General features: G+C 60.4%; 18 protein-coding genes. 6 read left to right on the top strand and 12 right to left on the bottom strand.

Annotated elements, in window-relative coordinates; genetic code table 11:
• Positions 1-21: 21 nt before the first annotated feature.
• Positions 22-3327 (bottom strand): hypothetical protein, encoded by a 3306-nt coding sequence (locus tag QM801_RS08050; protein WP_415018694.1) that lies wholly within the window; start codon positions 3325-3327, stop codon positions 22-24.
• A 143-nt stretch (positions 3328-3470) separates the two neighbouring features.
• Here QM801_RS08050 and QM801_RS08055 point away from each other — a divergent pair, with 143 nt between their 5' ends.
• Entirely contained in the window at positions 3471-4685 is a 1215-nt protein-coding gene (locus QM801_RS08055) for a DUF6161 domain-containing protein (protein ID WP_415018695.1), read from the top strand.
• A 356-nt stretch (positions 4686-5041) separates the two neighbouring features.
• Here QM801_RS08055 and QM801_RS08060 read toward each other — a convergent pair whose 3' ends face one another.
• Positions 5042-5437 carry a hypothetical protein gene (locus QM801_RS08060; protein ID WP_415018696.1) on the bottom strand — a complete coding sequence of 132 codons (396 nt, stop codon included), beginning with the start codon at positions 5435-5437 and terminating at the stop codon, positions 5042-5044.
• A 284-nt stretch (positions 5438-5721) separates the two neighbouring features.
• On the opposite strand from QM801_RS08060, the gene QM801_RS08065 reads away from it, so the two are divergent.
• On the top strand, positions 5722-6966 hold the full coding sequence (locus QM801_RS08065; protein ID WP_415018697.1) for a nucleoid-associated protein: 1245 nt from the start codon (positions 5722-5724) through the stop codon (positions 6964-6966).
• Positions 6963-7955, top strand: a complete 993-nt coding sequence (locus tag QM801_RS08070; protein ID WP_415018698.1) for a GTP pyrophosphokinase — start codon at positions 6963-6965, stop codon at positions 7953-7955. Before QM801_RS08065 ends, QM801_RS08070 begins: the two co-directional genes overlap by 4 nt.
• A 193-nt stretch (positions 7956-8148) precedes the next feature.
• Here QM801_RS08070 and QM801_RS08075 read toward each other — a convergent pair whose 3' ends face one another.
• The 6 genes from QM801_RS08075 to QM801_RS08100 all read right to left on the bottom strand — a co-directional run bounded on the left by QM801_RS08075 (position 8149) and on the right by QM801_RS08100 (position 11947).
• Positions 8149-8967, bottom strand: a complete 819-nt coding sequence (locus QM801_RS08075; RefSeq protein WP_415018699.1) for an Lpg1974 family pore-forming outer membrane protein — start codon at positions 8965-8967, stop codon at positions 8149-8151.
• A gap of 133 nt (positions 8968-9100) precedes the next feature.
• Entirely contained in the window at positions 9101-9250 is a 150-nt protein-coding gene (locus QM801_RS08080; RefSeq protein ID WP_415018700.1) for a hypothetical protein, read from the bottom strand.
• A gap of 52 nt (positions 9251-9302) precedes the next feature.
• The gene (locus tag QM801_RS08085) at positions 9303-9764 is read right to left on the bottom strand and encodes a ferritin-like domain-containing protein (protein WP_415018701.1); all 462 of its coding nucleotides are present in this window, start codon (positions 9762-9764) and stop codon (positions 9303-9305) included.
• A 197-nt stretch (positions 9765-9961) separates the two neighbouring features.
• Positions 9962-10663 (bottom strand): hypothetical protein, encoded by a 702-nt coding sequence (locus tag QM801_RS08090; RefSeq protein WP_415018702.1) that lies wholly within the window; start codon positions 10661-10663, stop codon positions 9962-9964.
• A gap of 159 nt (positions 10664-10822) precedes the next feature.
• Complete coding sequence (locus QM801_RS08095; RefSeq protein WP_415018703.1) at positions 10823-11038, bottom strand: hypothetical protein; 216 nt, start codon at positions 11036-11038, stop codon at positions 10823-10825.
• 342 nt (positions 11039-11380) lie between these two features.
• On the bottom strand, positions 11381-11947 hold the full coding sequence (locus QM801_RS08100; RefSeq protein ID WP_415018704.1) for a hypothetical protein: 567 nt from the start codon (positions 11945-11947) through the stop codon (positions 11381-11383).
• A gap of 203 nt (positions 11948-12150) precedes the next feature.
• Between QM801_RS08100 and denD the strand changes: the two genes are divergently transcribed.
• Both denD and QM801_RS08110 read left to right on the top strand, forming a co-directional pair.
• A complete protein-coding gene (gene denD / locus QM801_RS08105; RefSeq protein WP_415018705.1) occupies positions 12151-13131 on the top strand; it encodes a D-erythronate dehydrogenase in 981 nt (326 codons plus the stop codon).
• A gap of 83 nt (positions 13132-13214) precedes the next feature.
• Positions 13215-14162 carry a DMT family transporter gene (locus tag QM801_RS08110; protein WP_415018706.1) on the top strand — a complete coding sequence of 316 codons (948 nt, stop codon included), beginning with the start codon at positions 13215-13217 and terminating at the stop codon, positions 14160-14162.
• Between the two features lie 3 nt (positions 14163-14165).
• Here the strand turns inward: QM801_RS08110 and QM801_RS08115 are convergent, their stop codons facing one another.
• Positions 14166-14423: a hypothetical protein gene (locus tag QM801_RS08115; protein WP_415018707.1), complete on the bottom strand. Its 258-nt coding sequence runs from the start codon at positions 14421-14423 to the stop codon at positions 14166-14168.
• Positions 14424-14530: 107 nt separating this feature from the next.
• Between QM801_RS08115 and QM801_RS08120 the strand changes: the two genes are divergently transcribed.
• Entirely contained in the window at positions 14531-15943 is a 1413-nt protein-coding gene (locus tag QM801_RS08120) for a cation diffusion facilitator family transporter (RefSeq protein WP_415018708.1), read from the top strand.
• 9 nt (positions 15944-15952) lie between these two features.
• On the opposite strand, the gene QM801_RS08125 is transcribed toward QM801_RS08120, so the two are convergent.
• Genes QM801_RS08125 through QM801_RS08135 form a run of 3 tightly spaced genes read right to left on the bottom strand, consistent with a single transcriptional unit; the run spans position 15953 to position 20408 of the window.
• Positions 15953-16411: a PaaI family thioesterase gene (locus QM801_RS08125; RefSeq protein WP_415018709.1), complete on the bottom strand. Its 459-nt coding sequence runs from the start codon at positions 16409-16411 to the stop codon at positions 15953-15955.
• Positions 16408-18783, bottom strand: a complete 2376-nt coding sequence (locus tag QM801_RS08130; protein WP_415018710.1) for a mechanosensitive ion channel domain-containing protein — start codon at positions 18781-18783, stop codon at positions 16408-16410. Before QM801_RS08130 ends, QM801_RS08125 begins: the two co-directional genes overlap by 4 nt.
• Positions 18780-20408 (bottom strand): CTP synthase, encoded by a 1629-nt coding sequence (locus QM801_RS08135; RefSeq protein ID WP_415018711.1) that lies wholly within the window; start codon positions 20406-20408, stop codon positions 18780-18782. Before QM801_RS08135 ends, QM801_RS08130 begins: the two co-directional genes overlap by 4 nt.
• Positions 20409-20488: the final 80 nt, after the last annotated feature.

The raw sequence follows: 20488 nt of genomic DNA on the forward strand, positions 1-20488 counted from the left end.
GGCTGTGCCGTCAAGCAACCCCTAGTTCTCTTGTCCTAGGCCCCGAGCCGCTTCAGCCCATCCCATGAGCTGATTGAGTCGGCGGTTCCAGGCAACAATCTCACCATGGCCAGTTGGCTTCGTCAGCAAGTGCTTCGCAATTTCAGGGTCAAGCAAGGCACGACGGACGAGCTGGTTCGTTGCCTCCGTAGTGTCCGGGAAGTTCTCCGCTATGCCGCGAAACTTTCGGCTCATGGAGCCGCCAGTCAGAGCGCCGTACCAAAGACGGAAAATGAAATCGAGAGGTGCGATGGCCTTCCGGATTAAGCTATGGTTTGGAACTTTGCTGTCCTTGGCCGCCTGCACGCTCTTGTTTGAGAGCGCTTCGAGCCGCCGCCTCGCCTGATTGAGATAGCGCACGTCGTCGCCAAAGATAGTCCGCAGCGCCGCCTCGTTCTTGCGGAAGAGCGTGTTAATCTTCTCGAGGCTCACCGCGTCCAGGTCGTCGGAAATACCCGCCTTGCCACTGCTGCCGAGCTGCTCGACCAGGTAGTCGGAAACGGCTGCCTTCCAGCCCCGCTCCGCCGGCACATTGCCGTCGAACGCCTTGCGCAACTGCACCGCGGCACCAACTGGATCCTTGGAATTGAGCACGGCTTCGGCCGCGCGCTTCGGGTCCGTGTCGATCAGCAGAGAAAGTGCCGACTTGTCCATGTCGCGCTGGGTGCGGTTAAGCGAGGCAGCCGCGTTCTCGACCTGCATCCGCATTTGGCCGGTCTTGGCCGACCGGGACACGACCTCGTCGAGCACGCCCTTCACTTCCTTCTCGATCTCCGGGACCTGAGACAGCATGCCCGAGCGATTGCTGATCCATCTGCGAAGCGCCGTCTCGGAAATCTTGCCGTCGGCGCCAACGGCCTTGGCCATGTCGGAGAGCACGTAACGCCGGGCGGCGTCTGCGCCTTCAGCGCCCTTGGGTGAGGCTGCGAGGATCTTCTGCAGGGACGCTGCCGCCTCCTTGCCGCCGGGGCCATCTCGCAGGAAGCGGCCGGCCGTGGCCGTCGGCGGGGTCTTGGTTCTGAAGTTGTCCCGGTTGAAGTCCTTGCGGAACTCCCCGCCCTCGCCCCGGGCAAAGAGCGGCGCAAACTCCTCCTGATAGAAGCGCATGGCCTCAAGGGCCCGGTCGCCGGCGTCGCTGCCCTCCGAGGCCAGCGTCCTGGCGTCGTCGGAGATCGCGGACTTCAGCTGCCCGAGGTTTCGGGCCAGGGGGAATTGCGAATTGGCCGTGGCCTGGCGCTCCATGCCGGAGATCGCTGCCCGCGTATCGTTGAGATCGCGGAAACTCATCGTGTCGCCCTTCTCGGCCTTGGCGATGAAGTCCTTGAGGAGGCTTTCGGGCAGCATCTGCTGACGCACGGCGTCCGGCTGGCCTTTGGCATTGTCGAGCAGCACCTTGGCCAGGTCCGAGATCGGCGCGAGATCACGCTGGACCGTGCCCGAGGGGTCGATCCCCTCGAACAGCTGGTTCTTGCGGTCTTGAAGCGGCTTGAGCACGGAGTCGACTAGCACCCGGTCGAGGTCCTCGCTCGCGGTGGGTCCGACACCGGCGTACGGCTGATAGTCCTGCGCCAATTGCCGTTCGGATGCGTCTGCGGCCGCCGCATTTGCCTCAGCAGTGCGTTTTGAATAGTTGGCCGTGCGCAGAGCCTCATTGCGGATGGAGGTGGCTGTGGAACGAGCCTCGAGCGGGTTAGCGCCCTCCGGCCGGGTGGCGGCGACATCCTGAGCCGCAGAACTGCGGAGCGCCTTGTCACGTTCGGCGAAGCTCAGCGGATCGGCGTTCCGGAAGGCTTTTTCAACCATCTGGAGCCCGAGGTCGTCCGAAATCAGCCCGCTCGTGGGCATGGCGCCTCCGACTTCCTCAAAATAGTTCTGATTCTTGGCTATTGCCTCTGCAGCAGCTGCAGGATCAGTGGCTCGCTTCTGAAGAAATTCGGCTGCATGGGATACGTTTCGCTGTCGAGGAGCACGCCCCGTTTCAGGATCCCGCAAGAGGGGATTGGAATCAGGCATCCAGTTACCCGCCTTCTGCGCCACCGACTTCGCGGACGCTGCTGTCTTCAGGGCCGTGTTGCCCGCATGTCCGCCGAGAGCCGCCACAAGCACGCGGAGAGGCACGCTTTCCTTCAACTGATCAGGAGCATTCTCGGCTAAGGCGTGCAAGGCAGTGGCCGAGCCAACGCCGCCTGCCACGTCACCGGCCAAGGCGCGGTTGGGCGATTTGAGATAGGGCCTCACGAGCGCTGGCATTTCGCCAGCGACCTTGCCGGCCGCTTCCAGTGTCTTCGCTCCTGAGCGCAGTGCGCCGCCCATGCTGAGGGCGCCAGAGCCAAGCCTCGTGGCCTCGTAAGCCAAGCGCTCGCCGCTCGACTGAGGGACTGCCGGCTCATAGCCGAGCGCTTTTGAGGAATCGTTCGCCATCTGTCCGATCTCCTCGCCGCCGGGCATGGAGAAGTTGGCCACTTTGGCCAGCGCATCTTTGTCGATCCCGGTCCAGTCGCTGACATCCTTCGCAGCGGCCTCGCCGAGCTTGCGGCTATCAACTTGGCGCTGCTCAAAGTCCGGCAGATAAGGCACGTCTGGCAGCTGCGCATCGACACCCGCGGCTTCCATGGCCTTGTTGACCAGGGGAACGGCTGTGGCATTCAATCCGGCAACCCCCGCGTTCACGGCCTTGCCAGTGGCCCAATCGACCATGTTCTTGAAATCCGCAGGCAAGCCGAGAAGATCGCCGACCACGCCCTGCCCCACGGCCTGGCCCATGAGCTTGCCGCGGTGAACGAGCTTGCTGTCACCGGACTGGATGTCGTTGGGGGGAATCTTGGTTTCGAGATTGGACTTCGGAGCCACGCGCCCTTGGCCGCCTCCGAATTCCACGTTGATCTCGTCAGGACGGCCCTGTTGCGGTCCTGCATTCTGCTCTTCCCACTCCCGGGCGCCATGGAGGGCTGTGGCCTCGTCGGCGGCTTCGATCGTCAGTTTGCGGCCAGACGGGGTCTGGATTGTGAAGACGGGCTTTGGCGTCGGAGTAGACTCTGTCTTGCCAGACCGGATCGAAGCATCGATCTCGTCGACGGTCTTTTGCTGCTCCTCGGGGCTGAGGCCCAGGAAGGATCGGTCAACCTCGACAATGCGCTCGCCGATTTGCAAACGGACCGGCTTGGCGGCCGGCTGTTGTTCCGGCTGTTTCTCGGCCATCGCGGCATTGGCGATTGCCGAAACTTGGTCATAGGTGAGGCCGTCTGGAAATTTGATAACGCGCCCGTCGGGGAGGTTCATAGAGGCCATGGCAGTGCTCCGGGGTTTGGCCCGCAGTGGAAAGCGGGGGAAATCCGGCGCAGCGACCTCCGGGGATAACGACTTGCGTGCTAGAAATTAGCACAGAACCGGGCAAAAATCGAATTCGCCGTCCAAGAGCTGGGGATCAACAAATGGCTGAATCAAGAACGCCACTCATAGAAATCATTTATCGGAATGACGGCTCAAGAAAGGTATTCTATGACCTCGAATCCGCCATTACATGGATTGGTCAGGAGAGAGAATTTTGGTCATGGGTCGACGGGATGCCTTCGACCAATCATCAGTATGCAAACCAGTTTCTGGCGCGGTGGCGCGACAGCTTCAATAAGTTCAGGGATCTGGCAAACAGTGCGAACAACGTCTCACTAACCGAAGACCAACGAATGCAATCCCTGAATCAGTTAAAGAGCGCAGCCCAAGTGCTAGGAGATCGCGCTGTTCTGTCAACTTCTCCAACGGGAAAATTCATAAGCGATCTGCATATTCGGAGGGGACCAATCACGTCGTTTGGCGCGCTGGGTACATTTGTGGGATGGCCTGACGGTGGGGATGGAGGACGGACTGAGCAGGATAGATTACTGATTGCTGGCATGGTCGAAACTATGCTCCACCAGAACGGTGTGAACTCCAAATCGTCCGCTCTTGCACGAAAGGCAATGGAGGAGCTGTTTGAAGAGCATAGTCAGTCGAGTTTGAACTTAGTCGAAGAATTCAAATTGAAGATTGCTGAAGCTGAAAAGGCGATTGTCGATTTCGTTGAAAAAGGTGGTTCGTCCATCGGAGAGATCCAAGACGATGGCAGAGAGTTCTTTGAAGAGGAGTCGCAGACATTTCAGCGTTTGGCTAGCGATTTCGAGATTCTAAAGAAGACCTACGAAACACATATGTCTCTCAAAGCACCTGTGGAGTACTGGAAGAATCGCGCGGCTGAGCATGAACGTCGAATAGAGAGTGCTACTGGTTGGTTGGCGATTGCATCGATCTGTTCTGCCATCCTCCTGTTTGTAATTTTCACGTGGGTGTCAATAAACATAGGGACCGAGATCAAGCTTGATCACTTTTTCTATGTTGCGGTAGCTCTTTTCTCCACTACAGCATGCCTCTGGATACTCCGTGTGCTTCTCAAAATTGTTTTGTCGGAGCGACATTTGAGAAACTACGCGGAGGAAAAATCCATGCTCCTGCAAACGTACCTTGCGCTGACCGGCGTAGACAAAACCGAAAAGGATGATCGGCAAATCGTGTTGGCCAGTATCTTTAGTTCAACTGCAGACGGCATTGTCAAAGATGACTCTGGGCCGGATATCACAATAAGCGCGATCTTGGCCAAGCTCCTGTCGAAGTGACCTAGGTTTTCGGATAACGCAAATTTGGGAGAGCCACACTAGGGGCTTTCCCCCTCCGACGATCTAGCCCCCGCCTCGGGGGTGGGGTGGCCACCGGTGGAGTGGGAGTGGATAGGCGGAGCGACGGCGGCCTCGGCACCGGACACTCTGGTCAGCGCTGCAACGGCGCGCAGTTGAAGCATAAGCGCCTGGGCCTCATTGCTGGCAGGATTGCGGAGCCCGCACTCTCGCCAGAAGCGCATGGTCTCCTCATGGGCCAGGCGAAGCGCATGGATCAATCTCGCATAATTGAAGTCATCGGGGGCGGGATGGTCGAACGGCCCTAGCCTCGTCCGTCTCTTGGCCATGGCCGCACCTCAAACGAGGCGCGGCTTGCCAAGGCCAGCGATGATCGATCGGAGGCAGGTCAACGCATAGGTGTCACCGGGCGCCAGGAGCTCAAGGCCAGCTATCAGAGTGCGCAGGTCATTCAGCCATGCCGCATCGCGCGGCTGGCGCTGGCCGAAGAATGCTCGGGCAATCTCGGCCTCATTGTCATAGCCAAAGGCGCGCAAACTGGAAATGGCCTCTTTTGCCTTCAGAGTTACATCGCGGGCTGTGACGGCCGGCAGCGTGGCAAAAACCTCATAATCGGCGTCAAGGTCAGCGGCCACCTGCTCCGCCCTGGCCATGTCATCGCCGGCAATGTGAATGTCGAGCACCGCGTCAGTGCGGCGGATCCGGCGGAAGGCTTGTGTGACGGCTGTTTGCATGGCGATGACCTCTCTCTTGATTCAGAGAGTAACACAGCCATTCCGATTGTCTAGGAATTTAATGTCTGCATAGGAGAAAGTTGTCGAACGACATATTCTACATTTTGGTTTGCTTATTCGTCCTGTCTGCGGACTCTGATTGCTTGCTTCGCCGTCGACTTCTTCTTCAACAACTCGCTGCGTGAGGCCTCGAACCCAGGCTATCTGGGCCGGCAGAAGAAGCGAATGCAGGAGGAACGCGGGCAAGGTTACGTGTTGCCCCGCAAGTTGCATGAGGCTTTGTAATGAGCGGGACCACAACCTTTGGTACTGCCGGCCCCCTTGCCTACCTTCCAGCCTTGGGCGAGCATGCGGGCCTTGGGAGAGGCCGGATTGCGACAGATTGGGAGGACTTTTACTCTCTCGTACCGCCTAAAGAGGCGGCCCGTAAATTGCTCTCCGGCTCGCACGAGAAGCGAGGAGCGAATATGAAGTTCGAAAATCTGACGATACAGCAGGTGATCGTCCACGAGGTGCTGCAAAGGGATGCCACGAAACAGAAGTTGCCGCCAAAACTGAGCCAATCTGTTGAGAACTTAGGCCAACAGGAGAAGGAAGAGATTTGCGACCGAATAGTATCGGCTCTCACGACGGCCAGCCAGTGCCTTGAGCTTTCGATTGAGAAGACTGACTCTGCGAGCTTCTTTGGGCGCGCCAAGGCCATCGTCGACTCGCCCACTCTCTTTGTTCATGCAAGCACCGATCTCGCCGACCTGCTTGCCGACGCGCAGAAATATCAGAACATCGTTGGTGGAATGGTGCTGGTGATATCGGGCACAGTCGGGCCACAAAATTTCCCCTATATCATAGTCGTTAAGGCGGAGCGGCAGACCGGTTTCCATCGCGGCAAGAAGTCGATGTTGGAACTCCTGAACGACATCTATCTGACCAAGTCATCACGCTTCTACAAGGTCGCGATGATGATAAAGACTAAAGATCCGGATGACGTGCAGTCATGGCAAGCCTTCGCTTTCGACAACAACCTTTCCGCGACGCAGCGTGACAAGGCCGCAGTCTATTTTTACGAGAGTTTCATGGGGTGCTCAATTCCTAAAGATGGCGCCCAGGAAACCCAGAAGTTCTTCAGAGTGACAAAGGAATACATCAAGTCGGCAGACGTGGACGCCGCGAAGCGTCGCAACTTGATGGACGCACTCTTTTCTTTCGTCAGGGACGAGCAAGCCCCGCAGTTCTCGGTGAGAGACTTTGCCACCCGCTACATTCCTCCAGAGATTGCAGACGACTATACAAGGCATGCCGTTCGTAAGGGCGTGTCGCAAAATGCGATTGTCCGCGATACGTCGCGGATGAAGTCGGAGTTGAAGCGCCGACGGTTCAGGATCGGCCACGACATTGAGTTCTCCGCAGCTCCCGACGTATTTGCAGAGTCCGTGACAATAGACCGTGTGAAAGCGACGAACCGCCACACAGATCGGATCGAGGAGGCCACACAAATACTCGTATTCGGTGGTCCGATGGATGAGACATGAGCGATGCTGAAGACAAGTTCCTAGACAGGTGGAGACGCGAAAGGCCGTCCTACGCCGCTTGGGGCGCGCATGTGCTAGAGACCATCGAAGCCAAACTGCGTGCATCGATGGATCAACATGACTTTGAACTCTTCCTTAAGATCAAACCGGTACCCCGGGTGAAGGAAGAGAAGTCACTTCTGGCAAAAGCTTTCCAGCGGAAGAACTATAAAAACCCTTACGAAGGTGTAGAGGACAAGGTCGGCATAAGGTTCGTGGTTCTGCATGTCGATGACATAGCGGTTGTTGAGGCTGCTCTGAGCAGTGAGGCGTCTTGGGAGGCCAAGAAGTCAAGGGACTTCGAGGCAGAGCGTCTCGCGAAGCCATTTGTCTTCGACTACCAGTCAGTCCACTACAATGTGTGGAGCCGAGCAATCTTGACGTCCGAAGGGCAAGAGATAAGGCCCGACATGGCTTGCGAGGTCCAGATTAGGACGTTGCTTCAGCATGCCTATAGCGAACTGACCCACGACACCCTCTATAAGCCAAGCGTTGCCGCTAGCCCGAAAGTCGAGCGCGCCGCGGCCAAAAGTATGGCCCTGATTGAGGCAACATCAGACTACTTCTCAGCAGTGAGGAAACTCATCTCGGAGGAGATCAAGCCGGCCGCAGAGTTGCTCCGAGAGATTGACGTGGCTTACCTGAAACACTTCGGCACGGCGAGCGAGGGCTCGGCTCTCAATGAGTTGATCATTGACCACTACAAGCAGTGGGAGAGTTCGAAGGTGGAAAGTATCGAGGCACTGCTCCGAGAAAAGCCATACATCATAGACAGGATCAAGGAGCGGCGGCCGAGGTCAATTCTAAACCGCAGCTCGGGGATCCTCCTCCTCTATTCGGCCGTAGCCATGGCGCCGCTGAAGGCCCCGGATGAAAGTCCGGTGGCAGTCTCCGATTGGACCGCGATATACCACGACCTCGGTGAGCAGATGCCAGATATGGTGACTTGACGCAGTCAAGAACTGAGGATGCGTCAAACCCATAGGGTTATAGCCGCAGCAACTAGGACATCAGCTAGGACATAACTTCTTGCGCTCCACATTTATGGAGTCCTTGCAATACCTTATTTCCTTAGTTTTGCTCCCTCCCCCTCCGCCAAGCTTTCATGGAATGGCACTGACGTGCGTGCGCTCAGGCAAGTTGCTAGAACGCGAACCTGAGAGACGGACCTGTCATGAAATGGCCGCTGCTGCTCACGTTTTCACCGAGGCCGCTTTCGTCTGTAATGGCGACATTGACGTCTCCCCAATACTGTCCTTGCCAACCGGCCACGGCATGCACTGATTGACCGAGATCGAGACCGATGCCGGCCGATCCTTCAAGATTGACGGCCGTTACGTGTTCGGTCGTGCAGTCGCTGCAATTCCAGAACGAGATGGACTGGGTCCTGTTCTTTCCGAACAGCAGCGAGGCCGCTACGTCGAATTCCAAGGAGAGATTGTCCGATACGGGCGTCACAGTACTGATGCCCAGCCGCGGACCCAAACCACGGAAGTCGTGTCGAACGAGCCCTCCCAGGCCCGGGAAAGACACCTCATGGGCCCATTCTGCATAGCGCAGCCCGAAATGGGTCCGGACATCAGCAGCTCCAAGCACCACCCTGTGCCCGATTTCACCATCGAGCGCAAAATGGTTGGCGCTCAGGTAAAAGTCCGAAAACAGATCATGCGATGCATCACCCCGTGAAAGATCTGCGACCTGCCCTCCCACGGCAACATCCCAGTCCGACCAGCGATATCCCAGTCTGCCATCGCCGATAAAACCGTCGCCCAACCCGGCTTCCGTGTAGCCGGTATCGAGCTTCCAGGACTCTGCCGGGTCCTTGAGAAGGTAGCTTGTGGAAATGTGGCCGAACACGCCGGCCTTCGACGACGTGCGTGGTACATCGCCTGACGCGGCATTTCCCGCCATTGCTGCGAGAGCAACCACTGCCGCAAACATCAGCCGGACATGCATCAGCATGGCACGCACCGGATCGGGCCAGACGGAACATTGATTTTCATGATTTCAGATTTGCAGACCGGCCTTGGCCCGAGCTTACCAAGCAAATCCGTGTCTTCCGCCGGCGTGAGTCCCGGTCTGTCCGAGGGGCGCCCTAAGCACCCAACCCGAGCGCATAGGCGGTCAAGGGCCCCAAGGCCATGATCGTTGCCACGACGAAAGCCAGGACCTCCTGCCCGGTCAGGTTGATGCCCGTGAAGCCGTCGACGGCGCTCCGTTCCATGTGCGCATAGGTCATTGCCATTCTCCATCTCTGTCCTGATGGGAACGGCAGGCAGCGCAACAGGTTCCGCGCCTTATTTCGTCAGGTCCGGTGCATTCTCGCCCAGGGCTGTCGCCAGATCGATGAGATGGTCCTGCTCGTCCAGCAGGATTTCGCGGATGTGTTCGGCAATCGCAAATTCGCCCAGCGCCTCGCATTGCTTGATGCGCTCGCGGTAGGCCTTGATCGTATCAACCTCGTTCTGCAGGTCCGCCCGCAGCATCTCCTCGGAATTCTCGGTGAGCTTCACGGGCTTCACCGTCGCTGTCGGCATGCCACCGAGGTAATCGATCTGCCGTGCGATGGTGAGCGCGTGCTTCAGTTCTTCTGCTGCATGGGTCTGGAGCTGGTCCGCAATGGGCATGTACTTCGCGCCCTTCAGGGCTTGGGAGTAGATAACGTAGGCAATAATGGCCTGATACTCGCGGGAGAGATCTTCATTCAGCAGCGCGGCAAGCTGCGCGCGGTCGATGCCGCCGGTGGCTTTGGTGGTCATGGTGTGTCCCTGAACGTGTTACATCGCGGCCCGCTGTCCGGGCCTTTGCACCTCCCTCAACGCAGGACTGCATTCCGGGTTCCCGGTTTCCCGCAGTGATCGTTCTGCGGCCAATCGGCCGTGCATCCCGCGTCCTCAAACGAAAACGGCCTCTGACTGGCAGGGGCCGTGTGGTGATCCTTGAGGTGCAGCGGTTATCAGCGCTTGCGGTGCGTGGGGTCGATCATCGTGCCGAGATCAAGAAGGGCGGATGCCACCTTGCGCATGTCGTCGGCGCGGTCATCGTCGATCTCTGCGCGCCACTGGGCGATGCGCTGTTCGAAGATCTTGTCGGTCGAGGCGTTAACCGTGCGGCTGTGCTCCACGATTTCGCGCTTCAGCATGTCGGCCTCTTCGGCCAGTTCCTTGAAGGCGCGGTCCGAAACTGACGCAGATTGTTGCATTTTGGTCCATACCGACTTGGTGAGGGCTTCGACCTTGCTGTCCATTTCCGCCTCGAGATCCTCCATCGCCTGGATGAAGGTGGTGCGCAGTTCCTCGCGCTCGCGGCCGGCCGCCTCGATGAAGCGGTTGAAAGTGCTGTCGAGGGCGTCATAATCGTTGCGGAGGCCGGCCGTTGCGGCGGCGGCAGACTTCAGGCGGCCCTCAAGGGCCTGCATCCTGTCGGCATTCTGCGTGGCGTGGCTCTCGAGCTTGTCAACGAGCGCGCCATACTGCGCTTCGCTTTCCTGCTGGGCACTGCCGAGCAGAAGATTGCGGAGCTGCAGCAGAATTTCATCTCCCGGGCCGCTCATCGCTTCGGGGCGTGCGACGTCGCTGCGGCGGCGCGAAGAAACCGCACCGGGTTGGAAACTGCCGCGGACCGTCTTCGGGTTCAATACATTCGCTCTGCCGACCATGGGACTACTCCTGATGTCTCGTCTGGTCCGGGACGCTGCAAGTCCCCTGCCATGACGTCACACCGGCTGACCGCACGGTTAACAAGCGGTTAAGCCCCGGCATCGCACCGGGGTGTTACACCTTCATCTGAACGCGGGCAGCTGCACGCGAACGAAGGGTCATTCCAGTTTTTGGGAGAGCATGGTCACGAGGGCGAGATTCATTTCCTGCTGGGCGACCAGCCAGTCCAGGACCTGAGGAAGGGGAAAGGACTCACCATGAACGGGTTTCGGAAACCCGAGCGCTTGCAGCGCCTGCATCATCGAGACCACTTCGTCGCGTCCCTTGTGAAGGGCACCGGCGATCTCGTCGAGTGTGACGACGGTATTATTCAAAGCAACAACTCCCCAATTGTTACATTCTTTCTGTTCGCCACCTTTGCCCCCGGTGACTTGTTGTTTGTGTGATTTCCATCTCTGAAAACCGTTTGACGGAAACCGCGGTCAGCTTAGACCTGAACAAAACTGTATGAAACTCAATGTTTTCTGTGAAGTTGAATTCTGTTCACGCCATTTCCGCGACAGAAACGCAGTTAAATACACGTTTCGGTTGTTTCGATCACCCAAATGCACGATTTTAGAATAGAGGCATTCAGCAGGCTGGTTTAGTGAAATCTGAATGACATTCAGAACCGTCAAGGCGCTCGGCCGCCCCGACTCACCCGCTCTCCTCGGCGCTCAGGCCGCACGAATCCGTTCGAGGTCGCTGCGCAGGCTCTTCAGCAGCGGCAGAAGCGGGTTGTTGCGCTCATCCTCGCCCATCCCCTGCCCCGCGGCAAACACCTCTGCCGCCGTCACCTTGCGCAGCAGCGCTTCGTAGGTGTGGGCGATTTCATCCGTGGACGGATAATCTCCATGTGCCGCGGCAGGCTGGGCGGACTCACGGCGGCGGATCTCGTAGAAATCCGGCAGCACGCCGGCGGAGCCTGCCTGGTCACCCATCACGAACAGTGACGGGTCCGCGGGCTCAACCAATGGCTGGAAGGCCGGCTGCGGTTCGGCACGAGTGGCTGTCTTGCTCGCGGCCTGCTCACCCCGTGCATAGAGATCGAAGAAGGCGTTGCGGGCATCGTTCACGAAGCCCTCGAGCGCCGCAATCGCCTGCAGCACGAAGGGGCCGCTCAAGGCAAAATTTCCTTTCGCCTGGTCCTGGCATGCGGTGAGTGCCGAAATCACCCCTGTCGCCCTCATCAGGGCGGTGCCAAGGACGTCGATTGCCTGCTGGTCACCGGAAGCCGTCTGCATGTGCCGTTCCATTGCAGTTCCCCCTCCCTGACGTCCGGTTTTTGCAACCGTGCAACAACGTCGCGCCAGAGTTTCAGTGAACCTCCCTAACCCAAGTCATTGATTCGCGTAACTCCTTCGCCGAATGGCTCACCTTACGTTAAACCGCCTTGTCGGGCTTGGGCCGCTGCGGTTTGATGCCTGCAAGAATGGGAGATCAAGACATGAGAGTTGCAATCATCGGCGCGGCGGGAATGCTGGGCCACAAGCTGGCGCTTCGGCTGGCCCGTGACGGCGTGATCGGCAAGGCCAAGATCAGCGCCTTGCTCCGCCACGACGTGGTGCTGGCGCCGCCGCCGCCCGCCGCAGGCTTCGCAGTCGAAACCCATCTCGGTGATCTCTCCGACACGGGCGAGGCCGAGAAGCTCGTCGCGTGGAAGCCGGACCTGATTTTCCATCTCGCCGCCATCGTCTCTGGCGAGGCCGAAGCGGATTTCGAGAAGGGCTATCGCGTCAATCTCGACGGCACGCGCAATCTTCTCGAAGCCATTCGCAAGGCAGCGGCGAACCCGGTACCGCGGCTCGTCTTCACCTCGTCGATTGCCGTTTTCGGCGCGCCGTTTCCGGATGCGATCGGTGACGAATTCCTCACCGCGCCTCTCACCTCCTACGGCACACAGAAGGCGATCTGCGAACTGCTCATCTCCGACTATTCGCGAAAGGGCTTCGTCGATGGCATGTCGCTCCGCATGCCGACCGTTTGCGTGCGCCCCGGCAAGCCGAACAAGGCGGCCTCCGGATTCTTTTCCAACATCATCCGTGAACCCCTGAACGGCATGGAGGCCGTGTTGCCCGTGGATGACACGGTGCGCCACTGGCACGCCTCGCCACGGGCCGCGGTGGGCTTCCTGGTGCAGGCGGCGGAAATGGGAGGTGCAGCCCTTGGCAACCGCCGGGCGCTCACCCTTCCTGGTCTCTCCTGCACCGTGGCCGAGCAGATCGCCGCCCTCGAGCGCATCGCCGGCAAGAAGGTGACGGCGCTGATCAAACGTCAGCCTGACGACACCATCCGCCGCATCGTTTCGGGCTGGCCCCAGAACTTCAACGCCAAGCGTGCCCGCGACCTGGGCTTCTCCTCCGAGAACACCTTTGACGAGATCATCATGGCGCACGTGGAGGACGAGCTGGGCGGCAAGCTTCCCTGAAGCCGCTGCCATGCAAGCCTGTGCAGGGGGCCCCGGCGAACCAGCACTGGCCTTGCGCCTGTGCCTCCGCTAGCCCGCTGGCGATGACCTCCGAAGCCCCCGACCTCCATCCTGACCAGGTAAAGCCGGCAGCACCCGTGCTGCAGGACAATCGCGTCCGGGGCATCCTCTACATGATGGCGACGATGGTGTGCTTCATCTCGCTCGATACCATCATGAAGTATTCGCTCGAGCACTATTCGCTGGTGCAGGTCACGTGGGCGCGGTTCTTCTTCGCCAGCGTCTTCGCCGCCCTCATCTGCGGGCGGCGCCTGCCGGAGCTGGCGCGCAGTTCAGTGCCAGGCGTGCAGCTCACCCGCACCGTGCTGCTCATGACCACGACAGGCCTCTTCAATGCGGGCGTCAGCCGCCTGCCGCTCGCCACCGCCACCACCATCATGTTCCTGACGCCGATCATCGTCACCATGATGTCGATTGCCGTGCTGGGCGAGAAGGTGGGGTTGCGGCGCTGGCTGGGCATCGCGGTGGGCTTCATGGGCGCGTTGATCGTGGTGCGGCCGTGGGAATCGCTGGAAGCAAGCTTCGCCACGGGCGTGTTGTTCCTGCTCGCCGCCGCCTTCACCAATGCCTCCTACCAGATCGCCACCCGGCAGGTGCGCTTCGACGATCCGCTGACAAGCCTGCTCTTCACTGCGGCGGGTGGCGCGCTCGTTTCCAGCATCCTGCTGCCGGCCCATTGGCAGACACCGGATCTCTTCGGCTGGTGCCTGATGGTGGGGAGCGGCTTTGCCGGCGCGCTCGGACATTTCTTCATCATCCGCGCCTTCCGCTATGCGCCCGCCAGCGTGGTTGCGCCCTTCTCCTATACCTCACTGGTGTGGGCCACGCTCTTCGGCTTCCTCATCTGGGGGCAGTTGCCGGACACGCCCACCTGGATCGGGGCGGGCTTCATCGTCTGCGCCGGCCTCTACATCTTCTTCCGCGAGCGCGAGGTGAAGCAGCGGGTGAGCGCAGACGACACCGCCGATTGAAACTCACGGCGCTTCCGAACGGCGCACGTCTTGCGCCAGCTGTTCGAGATATTCCTGTTCACCCGGTGGCACTTCGGTCTTGTGCGCCTGCATGAAGGCTTCGTAATAGGCAACCTCGAGATATTCGCGCAGGGCATGAAGCTTCTCGGCCTTCGCGAGATTCCGCAGTTCCATCACCATGTCGGCGATGTACTGTGCCGCTTCCTGGGGACTGCTGCGGAGAGTGGTTTGGGCTTGTGATGGAGAGTGTGGAGACGCCATTGTTCTGCCGATTGGGACGTCGCCGGAACATATACGCACAACTTCTATTTTAAAGCATCTAGAGGTTGCACACGTCATTTCAACTCACGGTAATATAAGGGGATTTTGTGAGCGGTAGCCATCATAACGAAAGCCACACGGGCGAGAAGACCACGGTTGCGGCGTGGTCCCTGCTGGCCAGCTTTCTTTTGGCCTCGGCGAAGTTCGTGGCAGCATTCGTCTCCGGATCTCTCGGTCTCTTGTCGGAAGCCTTCCACAGCACGCTGGATTTCGTGGCGACCGCGGTCACCTTCTTCGCGATCCGCTATGCCGAACGCCCGGCCGACGAGGACCATCCCTTCGGCCATGCCAAGATGGAAAGCGTCGCGGCGCTGATCGAGACCGCCATGCTCTTCGGTGTCACCGGCTGGATCGTCTACGAGGCCCTGCTTCGCCTGACGAAGGGTGGCCACGACGTCGAGATCAGCTGGTGGATCATCGCCGTCGTGGTGGGCTCCATCATCATCGATTTCAACCGCTCGAATGCGCTGCAGAAGACCGCCGACAAGACGCAGAGCGATGCGCTTGCGGCCGATGCTCTGCACTTCCGCGCCGACATGTGGAGTTCCTGCGCCGTGCTCGCGGGCCTCGGCCTCAGCTATGCTGGCTACGCCTGGGCGGACCCTGCTGCGGCCCTCGTGGTCGCCGTGTTCGTGGCGCATGCGGCCTACGGCTTGGGCCGACGCACGCTGGCCACACTGCTTGACGCAGCACCCGCAGGTCTGGCCCTCAGCCTGTCGAACATCGCGCAGGAGGTGGATGGCGTGCTTTCTGTCTCAGCCGTCCGGGCAAGGCCCGCGGGCCCCGTGCTCTTCGCCGAACTCACCATTGACGTTGCCCGCACGCTTCACGTCTCGCGCATCGTCGAGATCAAGCAGGAGGTGGTGCGCGAGATCCTGAAGCAGCACCCTTCGGCAGACGTGAACGTCTCCACCAACCCGGTGGAGATCGACGACGAGACGGCGCACGACAAGATCATGCACATCGCCACTGCCCATGATGCCGCCATTCATCATGTCACCATCCAGGTTACTGATGAGCGGCTGGCCGTGAGCTTCGACTTCGAGGTCGACGGCGACACCTCCCTCGCGCAGGCTCACGCCCAGGCCACGGCGCTGGAAGAAGCGATCCGCGACGGCCTCGGCGGCAATGTCGAGGTGGAGAGCCATATCGAACCGCGGCCCCCGGCGCTGCTGCATGGGCAGGAGGCGCCGGCCCGGGTGCGCACCGAGATCATGGCCGCGCTCGAGAAGCTGGCGAAGAAGGAGAAGCAGCTCAGCGATCTCCACAACATCCGCATCCGCGCCACGGAAGAAGGCCTGTTCGTGCACTATCACTGCCGCTTTGCCCCAGAGACTCCGGTTCAGGCCGTGCACGACGTGGTGGACCGGATCGAGGTCAGGCTGATGGAGGCGGTGGACAATGTTGCCCGCGTGGTGGCCCACGCTGAACCGGTGGGGCACGAACGCCACAAGCTGTGACAGCGGTCGTTACCCCTGCTTGGGATAAACGAGGAAAGTGCCGGAGCCGTGGGCGCAAAGCTGGCCTGCCTTGTCCGTCACCTTGCATTCCGCCGTCAGCATGGTGCGCCCGGCATGCAGCACCGTGGCCGTGCAGATCACAGGCCCCGTCTCCACGTCGATCTTGCGGACGAAATTGACCTTGAGCTCGATGGTTCCATAACCCACGCCCTTGCCGAGCTTTGACATGACGGCGCAGCCGAGCCCCGTGTCGATCAGGGTGGCAGCGAAACCGCCGTGCATGCGCCGCATGGTGTTGTAGAAGCGGGCATCCGGAATGCCTTCCACCACGGCGCGGCCCTCCGACACGTCCACCACGCGCAGGTTCATCAGCTGCCCCATGGGCGAGGCATCGCCGCGGGCAATGAGTTCGCGCAGGAATTCGAGCCCCGTCATCTCGGTGTAGCGCTGGTAGATGTCGTCGTTCATTTTGTTGCCTTGGCGCCCTGCCCTGATGGAATGTGAAGGAACTTCTTGCCGAGGCGGCGCACGATTTCCATCCGCAATTCACTGGTGACAGTACCGCTGTCCAGAACATTGCGGAGTTGCCCTCCAAGCGCGAAGTCCATGCCTTGGGGCGTCAGCTTCACGAGTGTAACGTCGGGTCCGGGATGACGCATGAGCTTCGGATGGGCGCCAGCAATCTCCAGCAGGGTCTTCACCACCATGTCGGGATCGGCATCGTAGCTCACCGACACCGGCACGGAGAAATGGCCGATGGTGTCGCGCAGCGTCCAGTTCACCACCGGGTTGTTGATGAAGTTGGAATTGGGAATGATGATCGAGCTGCGGTCGAAGGTTTCGACTTCGGTGGCGCGGACATTGATCCGCTTGACGATCCCTTCGCCCACCGAGGTCACCACCCAGTCGCCGATGCGGATGGGGCGCTCGGCCAGCAGGATCAGGCCGGAGACGAAATTGGTGACGATCTGTTGGAAGCCGAGACCGATACCAAGGCCGAGGGCACCGGCGATCAGCGCGAGGTTCGAGAAGTTCACGCCCGCTGCGGAAAGGGCAATCGCCGCGGCAATGAAATAGCCGGCATAGCCGGCGGTCATGCGGATCGAGTCCTGCGCGCCCTTGTCGAGCTTCGTCGCCGAAAGCACCCGGCCCTGCAGCCACGAGGTGACATAGCGGGTGATGGCGATGCCGAGGAGGAGGATCACGAGAGCCGCGAGCAGTGACCCGGGGCTGATCGAGATGTTGCCGATCTGGAAGCCGCTGGCCGCGCCGCGCACCAGGGTGGCAAAGTCCACCAGTGAAACTGCCCACAGGGCCCCGAGGCCGAGGATGGCCGCCAGCGACACGCCGATGTCGACCACGGTGCGGAAAACGAGAATGGCGCGGCGCGTGCCCTCCTCCGACCAGGAGGTGATGCGCTGGAACTTCTGGCCGGTGCGGGTGTTGGGATCGCCCGCTGCATCCGCAATCGCATGGGCGAAGGCATGCAGAACGCCGAGGATCACCGCCAGCATGGCGCTTTCAAGAATGTTGCCGGCGATGAAGAGCGAAAGCGCGATGAAGCCGAAGACAAGCGCAATGAGCGAGACCGCAAGCAGGATCCAGATGAGCGGCGTGAACTTCAGGATCCAGATGAGGAAGTATGTGGTGTCGCTCTCGCCGAGGCCTTTCTTGGCCTCGGTCCGGATGATGATCATCGCAAGGGCAATGAGGAGCACGAGCGTGAGCGCGCTGAGGGCCGAGAGGAAGACCGCGAAAGTGACGGGGATCGAGAGATCGGTCGCGATATTGGTCAGCGCCGTTCCCGCACTGTAGATGAAGGACGCGAGCGCCGTGATCACGACAAGGCTGCGGGCGGCGGTGGAATCGACTGCCACCAGCCGGGCCTCGGGCCGGGTGGGCTGGCAGATCATGTAGGCAGCGCCGCCATAGACGCAGACGAGGCCGATCACCTCGATGAAGCCGTTGACGATAAGCCGGAACTGCGGCGTCAGCAGCCCTGCGGAATCAAAGCCGATCATCAGCACCACGAGCCCGGTCACCGTGCCGATCACCCAACGGGTATAGTTGAAGATGCCGTGCCACAGGCGTCGCACCTGGCTTGCCGCACTGGGGTCACCGCCTCCCTCCGCAAGGCTGGGCGAGAGAATGCCGCGGAACAGGCTGCTGACCTTGGAAATGAGGAAGAAGGCGAAGGCCAGCGTCACCGCAACGAAGCCGAGCACCGCAAAATTTGCTTCCGGCGAAACCCTGCCCCACCACTGGGAGAGAAGATTGCCGGTGCGCAGCACGAACTGCCCGCCTGCCGTCAGGCCCGCCCACCACAGCCGCGGATCAAGGGCCGAGCGCTCATAGGCGAAGACCCGGTTGAAGAACTGGTCGCGCTCGATAGAACTCAGCCGCGAAAGCTGCTGGTCTGCCTCGACGCCCACAAGTTCGAGCTGCTTGCGGAGCGCCAGATATTGTGCCGCCCTGTCGTTCAGGGTCTTGCGCTGCTCGGCGATGGTGGCGGCTTCGGGCGTGCCATCCTGCGGCGGCGGTCCGAGCTGGGTGATCTGTGCGGCCACGTCGGCCTGCGGCTGATCCAGTTCACGCGCCGAGGTGTCCGCATCCCCCTTGAGCTTCACAAGCGCGTTGCGGCTCTGGGTGATGGCATCGGCCGTGATGTTGTTGGGGTCGATGCCCTGAACAATTCCGGAAAGGGTATTGCGATGCGCGGTGATCGCCGTCTCGATCCGGGCCCTGTCGGTGTCGTCAAAGGCCTGCGCCGGCAGCGCTGCGGCAAGGGCGAGCAGCAGGACAGCAAGGAGTGCTGACAGCGCCCGCAGCACCGGCGTCACACCAGGCGGCTTTGCACCACGGCTGCCGCGATGAACGACGAGAACAGCGGATGCGGATCGAACGGCTTCGACTTCAGTTCGGGGTGATACTGCACGCCGATGAACCAGGGGTGGTCCTTGTATTCCACCGTTTCGGGGAGCAGGCCGTCGGGCGACATGCCGGCGAAGACAAGGCCCGCATCCTCAAGCTGCTTGCGGTAGGCGGTGTTCACTTCATAGCGGTGGCGGTGGCGTTCGGAGATCGTGGTGCTGTCGTAGATCTGGGCGATGTGGCTGTCCTTGGCCAGCGTGGCGTCATAGGCGCCAAGCCGCATGGTGCCGCCAAGATCACCGCCCGCCTTGCGGATCTCAAGCTCGTTGCCTTTCATCCATTCTTTCATGGTGCCGACCACGGGCTGCTTGGTATCGCCGAACTCGGTCGAGCTCGCATCCTTGATGCCGCAGAGATTGCGGGCGGCCTCGATGCAGGCCATCTGCATTCCAAAGCAGATGCCGAAATAGGGAATCTTGCGCGTGCGGGCCCAGGTGACCGCGTGGATCTTGCCTTCCGAGCCGCGTTCGCCGAAGCCGCCGGGCACGAGAATGCCGTCGACATCCTCGAGATAGGGTGCAGGGTCTTCCTTCTCGAAGACCTCGCTCTCGATCCATTCGAGATTGACCTTCACCCGGTTGGCGATGCCGCCATGCACGAGAGCTTCCTTCAGCGACTTGTAGGCGTCGAGTAGGCCCGTGTACTTGCCGACGACCGCGATGGTCACCTCCCCTTCCGGGTGGGTGATGCGGTTCATGATGTCGTTCCAGCGGCCAAGGTCGGGCTGCGGCGCATCGGTGATGCCGAAGGCGTCCAGCACCTCCTGGTCGAGGCCTTCAGCGTGATAGGCGCGCGGCACGTCATAGATGTTGGAGACGTCGAGCGCCTGGATGACGGCGGAGGGCCTGACGTTACAGAAGAGCGCGATCTTGCGGCGCTCGTTCACCGGGATTTCCCGGTCGGCGCGGCAGAGCAGAATGTCGGGCTGGATGCCGATCGAGCGCAGTTCCTTCACCGAGTGCTGTGTCGGCTTGGTCTTGAGTTCGCCTGCGGTGGGGATCCACGGCAGCAGAGTCAGATGAATATAGATGCAGCTGCCGCGTGGGTTCTCCTGCCCGAACTGGCGGATCGCCTCGAAGAACGGCAGGCCTTCGATATCGCCCACCGTGCCGCCCACTTCCACGAGAACGAAGTCGAAGCCTTCGCTGTCGGTGCGGACGAAATCCTTGATGGCGTCAGTGACGTGCGGAATCACCTGCACGGTTCCGCCGAGGTAATCACCGCGGCGTTCCTTGGTGATGATGTCCTGGTAGATCTTGCCGGTGGTGATGTTGTCGCCCTTGTTGGCGTGGCGTCCGGTGAAGCGCTCATAGTGGCCGAGATCGAGGTCGGTCTCGGCGCCATCGTCGGTGACGAAGACTTCGCCGTGCTGGTAGGGACTCATCGTCCCCGGATCGACGTTCAGATAGGGATCGAGTTTGCGCAGCCTGACCTTGAATCCACGCGCTTGCAGAAGCGCACCAAGTGCCGCTGAAGCAAGACCTTTTCCAAGTGATGAGACCACGCCGCCGGTGATGAAAATATATCGCGCCATGGGACTCAATCCTAACCCGCCGCCCTTCCGATTCGAAGCGCGGAATCTCCTTGTGCCGTTTTGGATGTGGATGACCGTGA

The sequence above is a fragment of the Aestuariivirga sp. genome, from assembly GCF_047600585.1.
Classification (GTDB): Bacteria; Pseudomonadota; Alphaproteobacteria; order Rhizobiales; family Aestuariivirgaceae; genus Aestuariivirga.

Bases quoted from the DNA above. Each gene is read 5' to 3' on its own strand.
- QM801_RS08050 (WP_415018694.1), bottom strand. From the start codon at position 3,327: ATGGCCTCTATGAACCTCCCCGACGGGCGCGTTATCAAATTTCCAGAC.
- QM801_RS08055 (WP_415018695.1), top strand. From the start codon at position 3,471: ATGGCTGAATCAAGAACGCCACTCATAGAAATCATTTATCGGAATGAC.
- QM801_RS08060 (WP_415018696.1), bottom strand. From the start codon at position 5,437: ATGCAAACAGCCGTCACACAAGCCTTCCGCCGGATCCGCCGCACTGAC.
- QM801_RS08065 (WP_415018697.1), top strand. From the start codon at position 5,722: ATGAGCGGGACCACAACCTTTGGTACTGCCGGCCCCCTTGCCTACCTT.
- QM801_RS08070 (WP_415018698.1), top strand. From the start codon at position 6,963: ATGAGCGATGCTGAAGACAAGTTCCTAGACAGGTGGAGACGCGAAAGG.
- QM801_RS08075 (WP_415018699.1), bottom strand. From the start codon at position 8,967: ATGCTGATGCATGTCCGGCTGATGTTTGCGGCAGTGGTTGCTCTCGCA.
- QM801_RS08080 (WP_415018700.1), bottom strand. From the start codon at position 9,250: ATGGCAATGACCTATGCGCACATGGAACGGAGCGCCGTCGACGGCTTC.
- QM801_RS08085 (WP_415018701.1), bottom strand. From the start codon at position 9,764: ATGACCACCAAAGCCACCGGCGGCATCGACCGCGCGCAGCTTGCCGCG.
- QM801_RS08090 (WP_415018702.1), bottom strand. From the start codon at position 10,663: ATGGTCGGCAGAGCGAATGTATTGAACCCGAAGACGGTCCGCGGCAGT.
- QM801_RS08100 (WP_415018704.1), bottom strand. From the start codon at position 11,947: ATGCAGACGGCTTCCGGTGACCAGCAGGCAATCGACGTCCTTGGCACC.
- denD (WP_415018705.1), top strand. From the start codon at position 12,151: ATGAGAGTTGCAATCATCGGCGCGGCGGGAATGCTGGGCCACAAGCTG.
- QM801_RS08110 (WP_415018706.1), top strand. From the start codon at position 13,215: ATGACCTCCGAAGCCCCCGACCTCCATCCTGACCAGGTAAAGCCGGCA.
- QM801_RS08115 (WP_415018707.1), bottom strand. From the start codon at position 14,423: ATGGCGTCTCCACACTCTCCATCACAAGCCCAAACCACTCTCCGCAGC.
- QM801_RS08125 (WP_415018709.1), bottom strand. From the start codon at position 16,411: ATGAACGACGACATCTACCAGCGCTACACCGAGATGACGGGGCTCGAA.
- QM801_RS08135 (WP_415018711.1), bottom strand. From the start codon at position 20,408: ATGGCGCGATATATTTTCATCACCGGCGGCGTGGTCTCATCACTTGGA.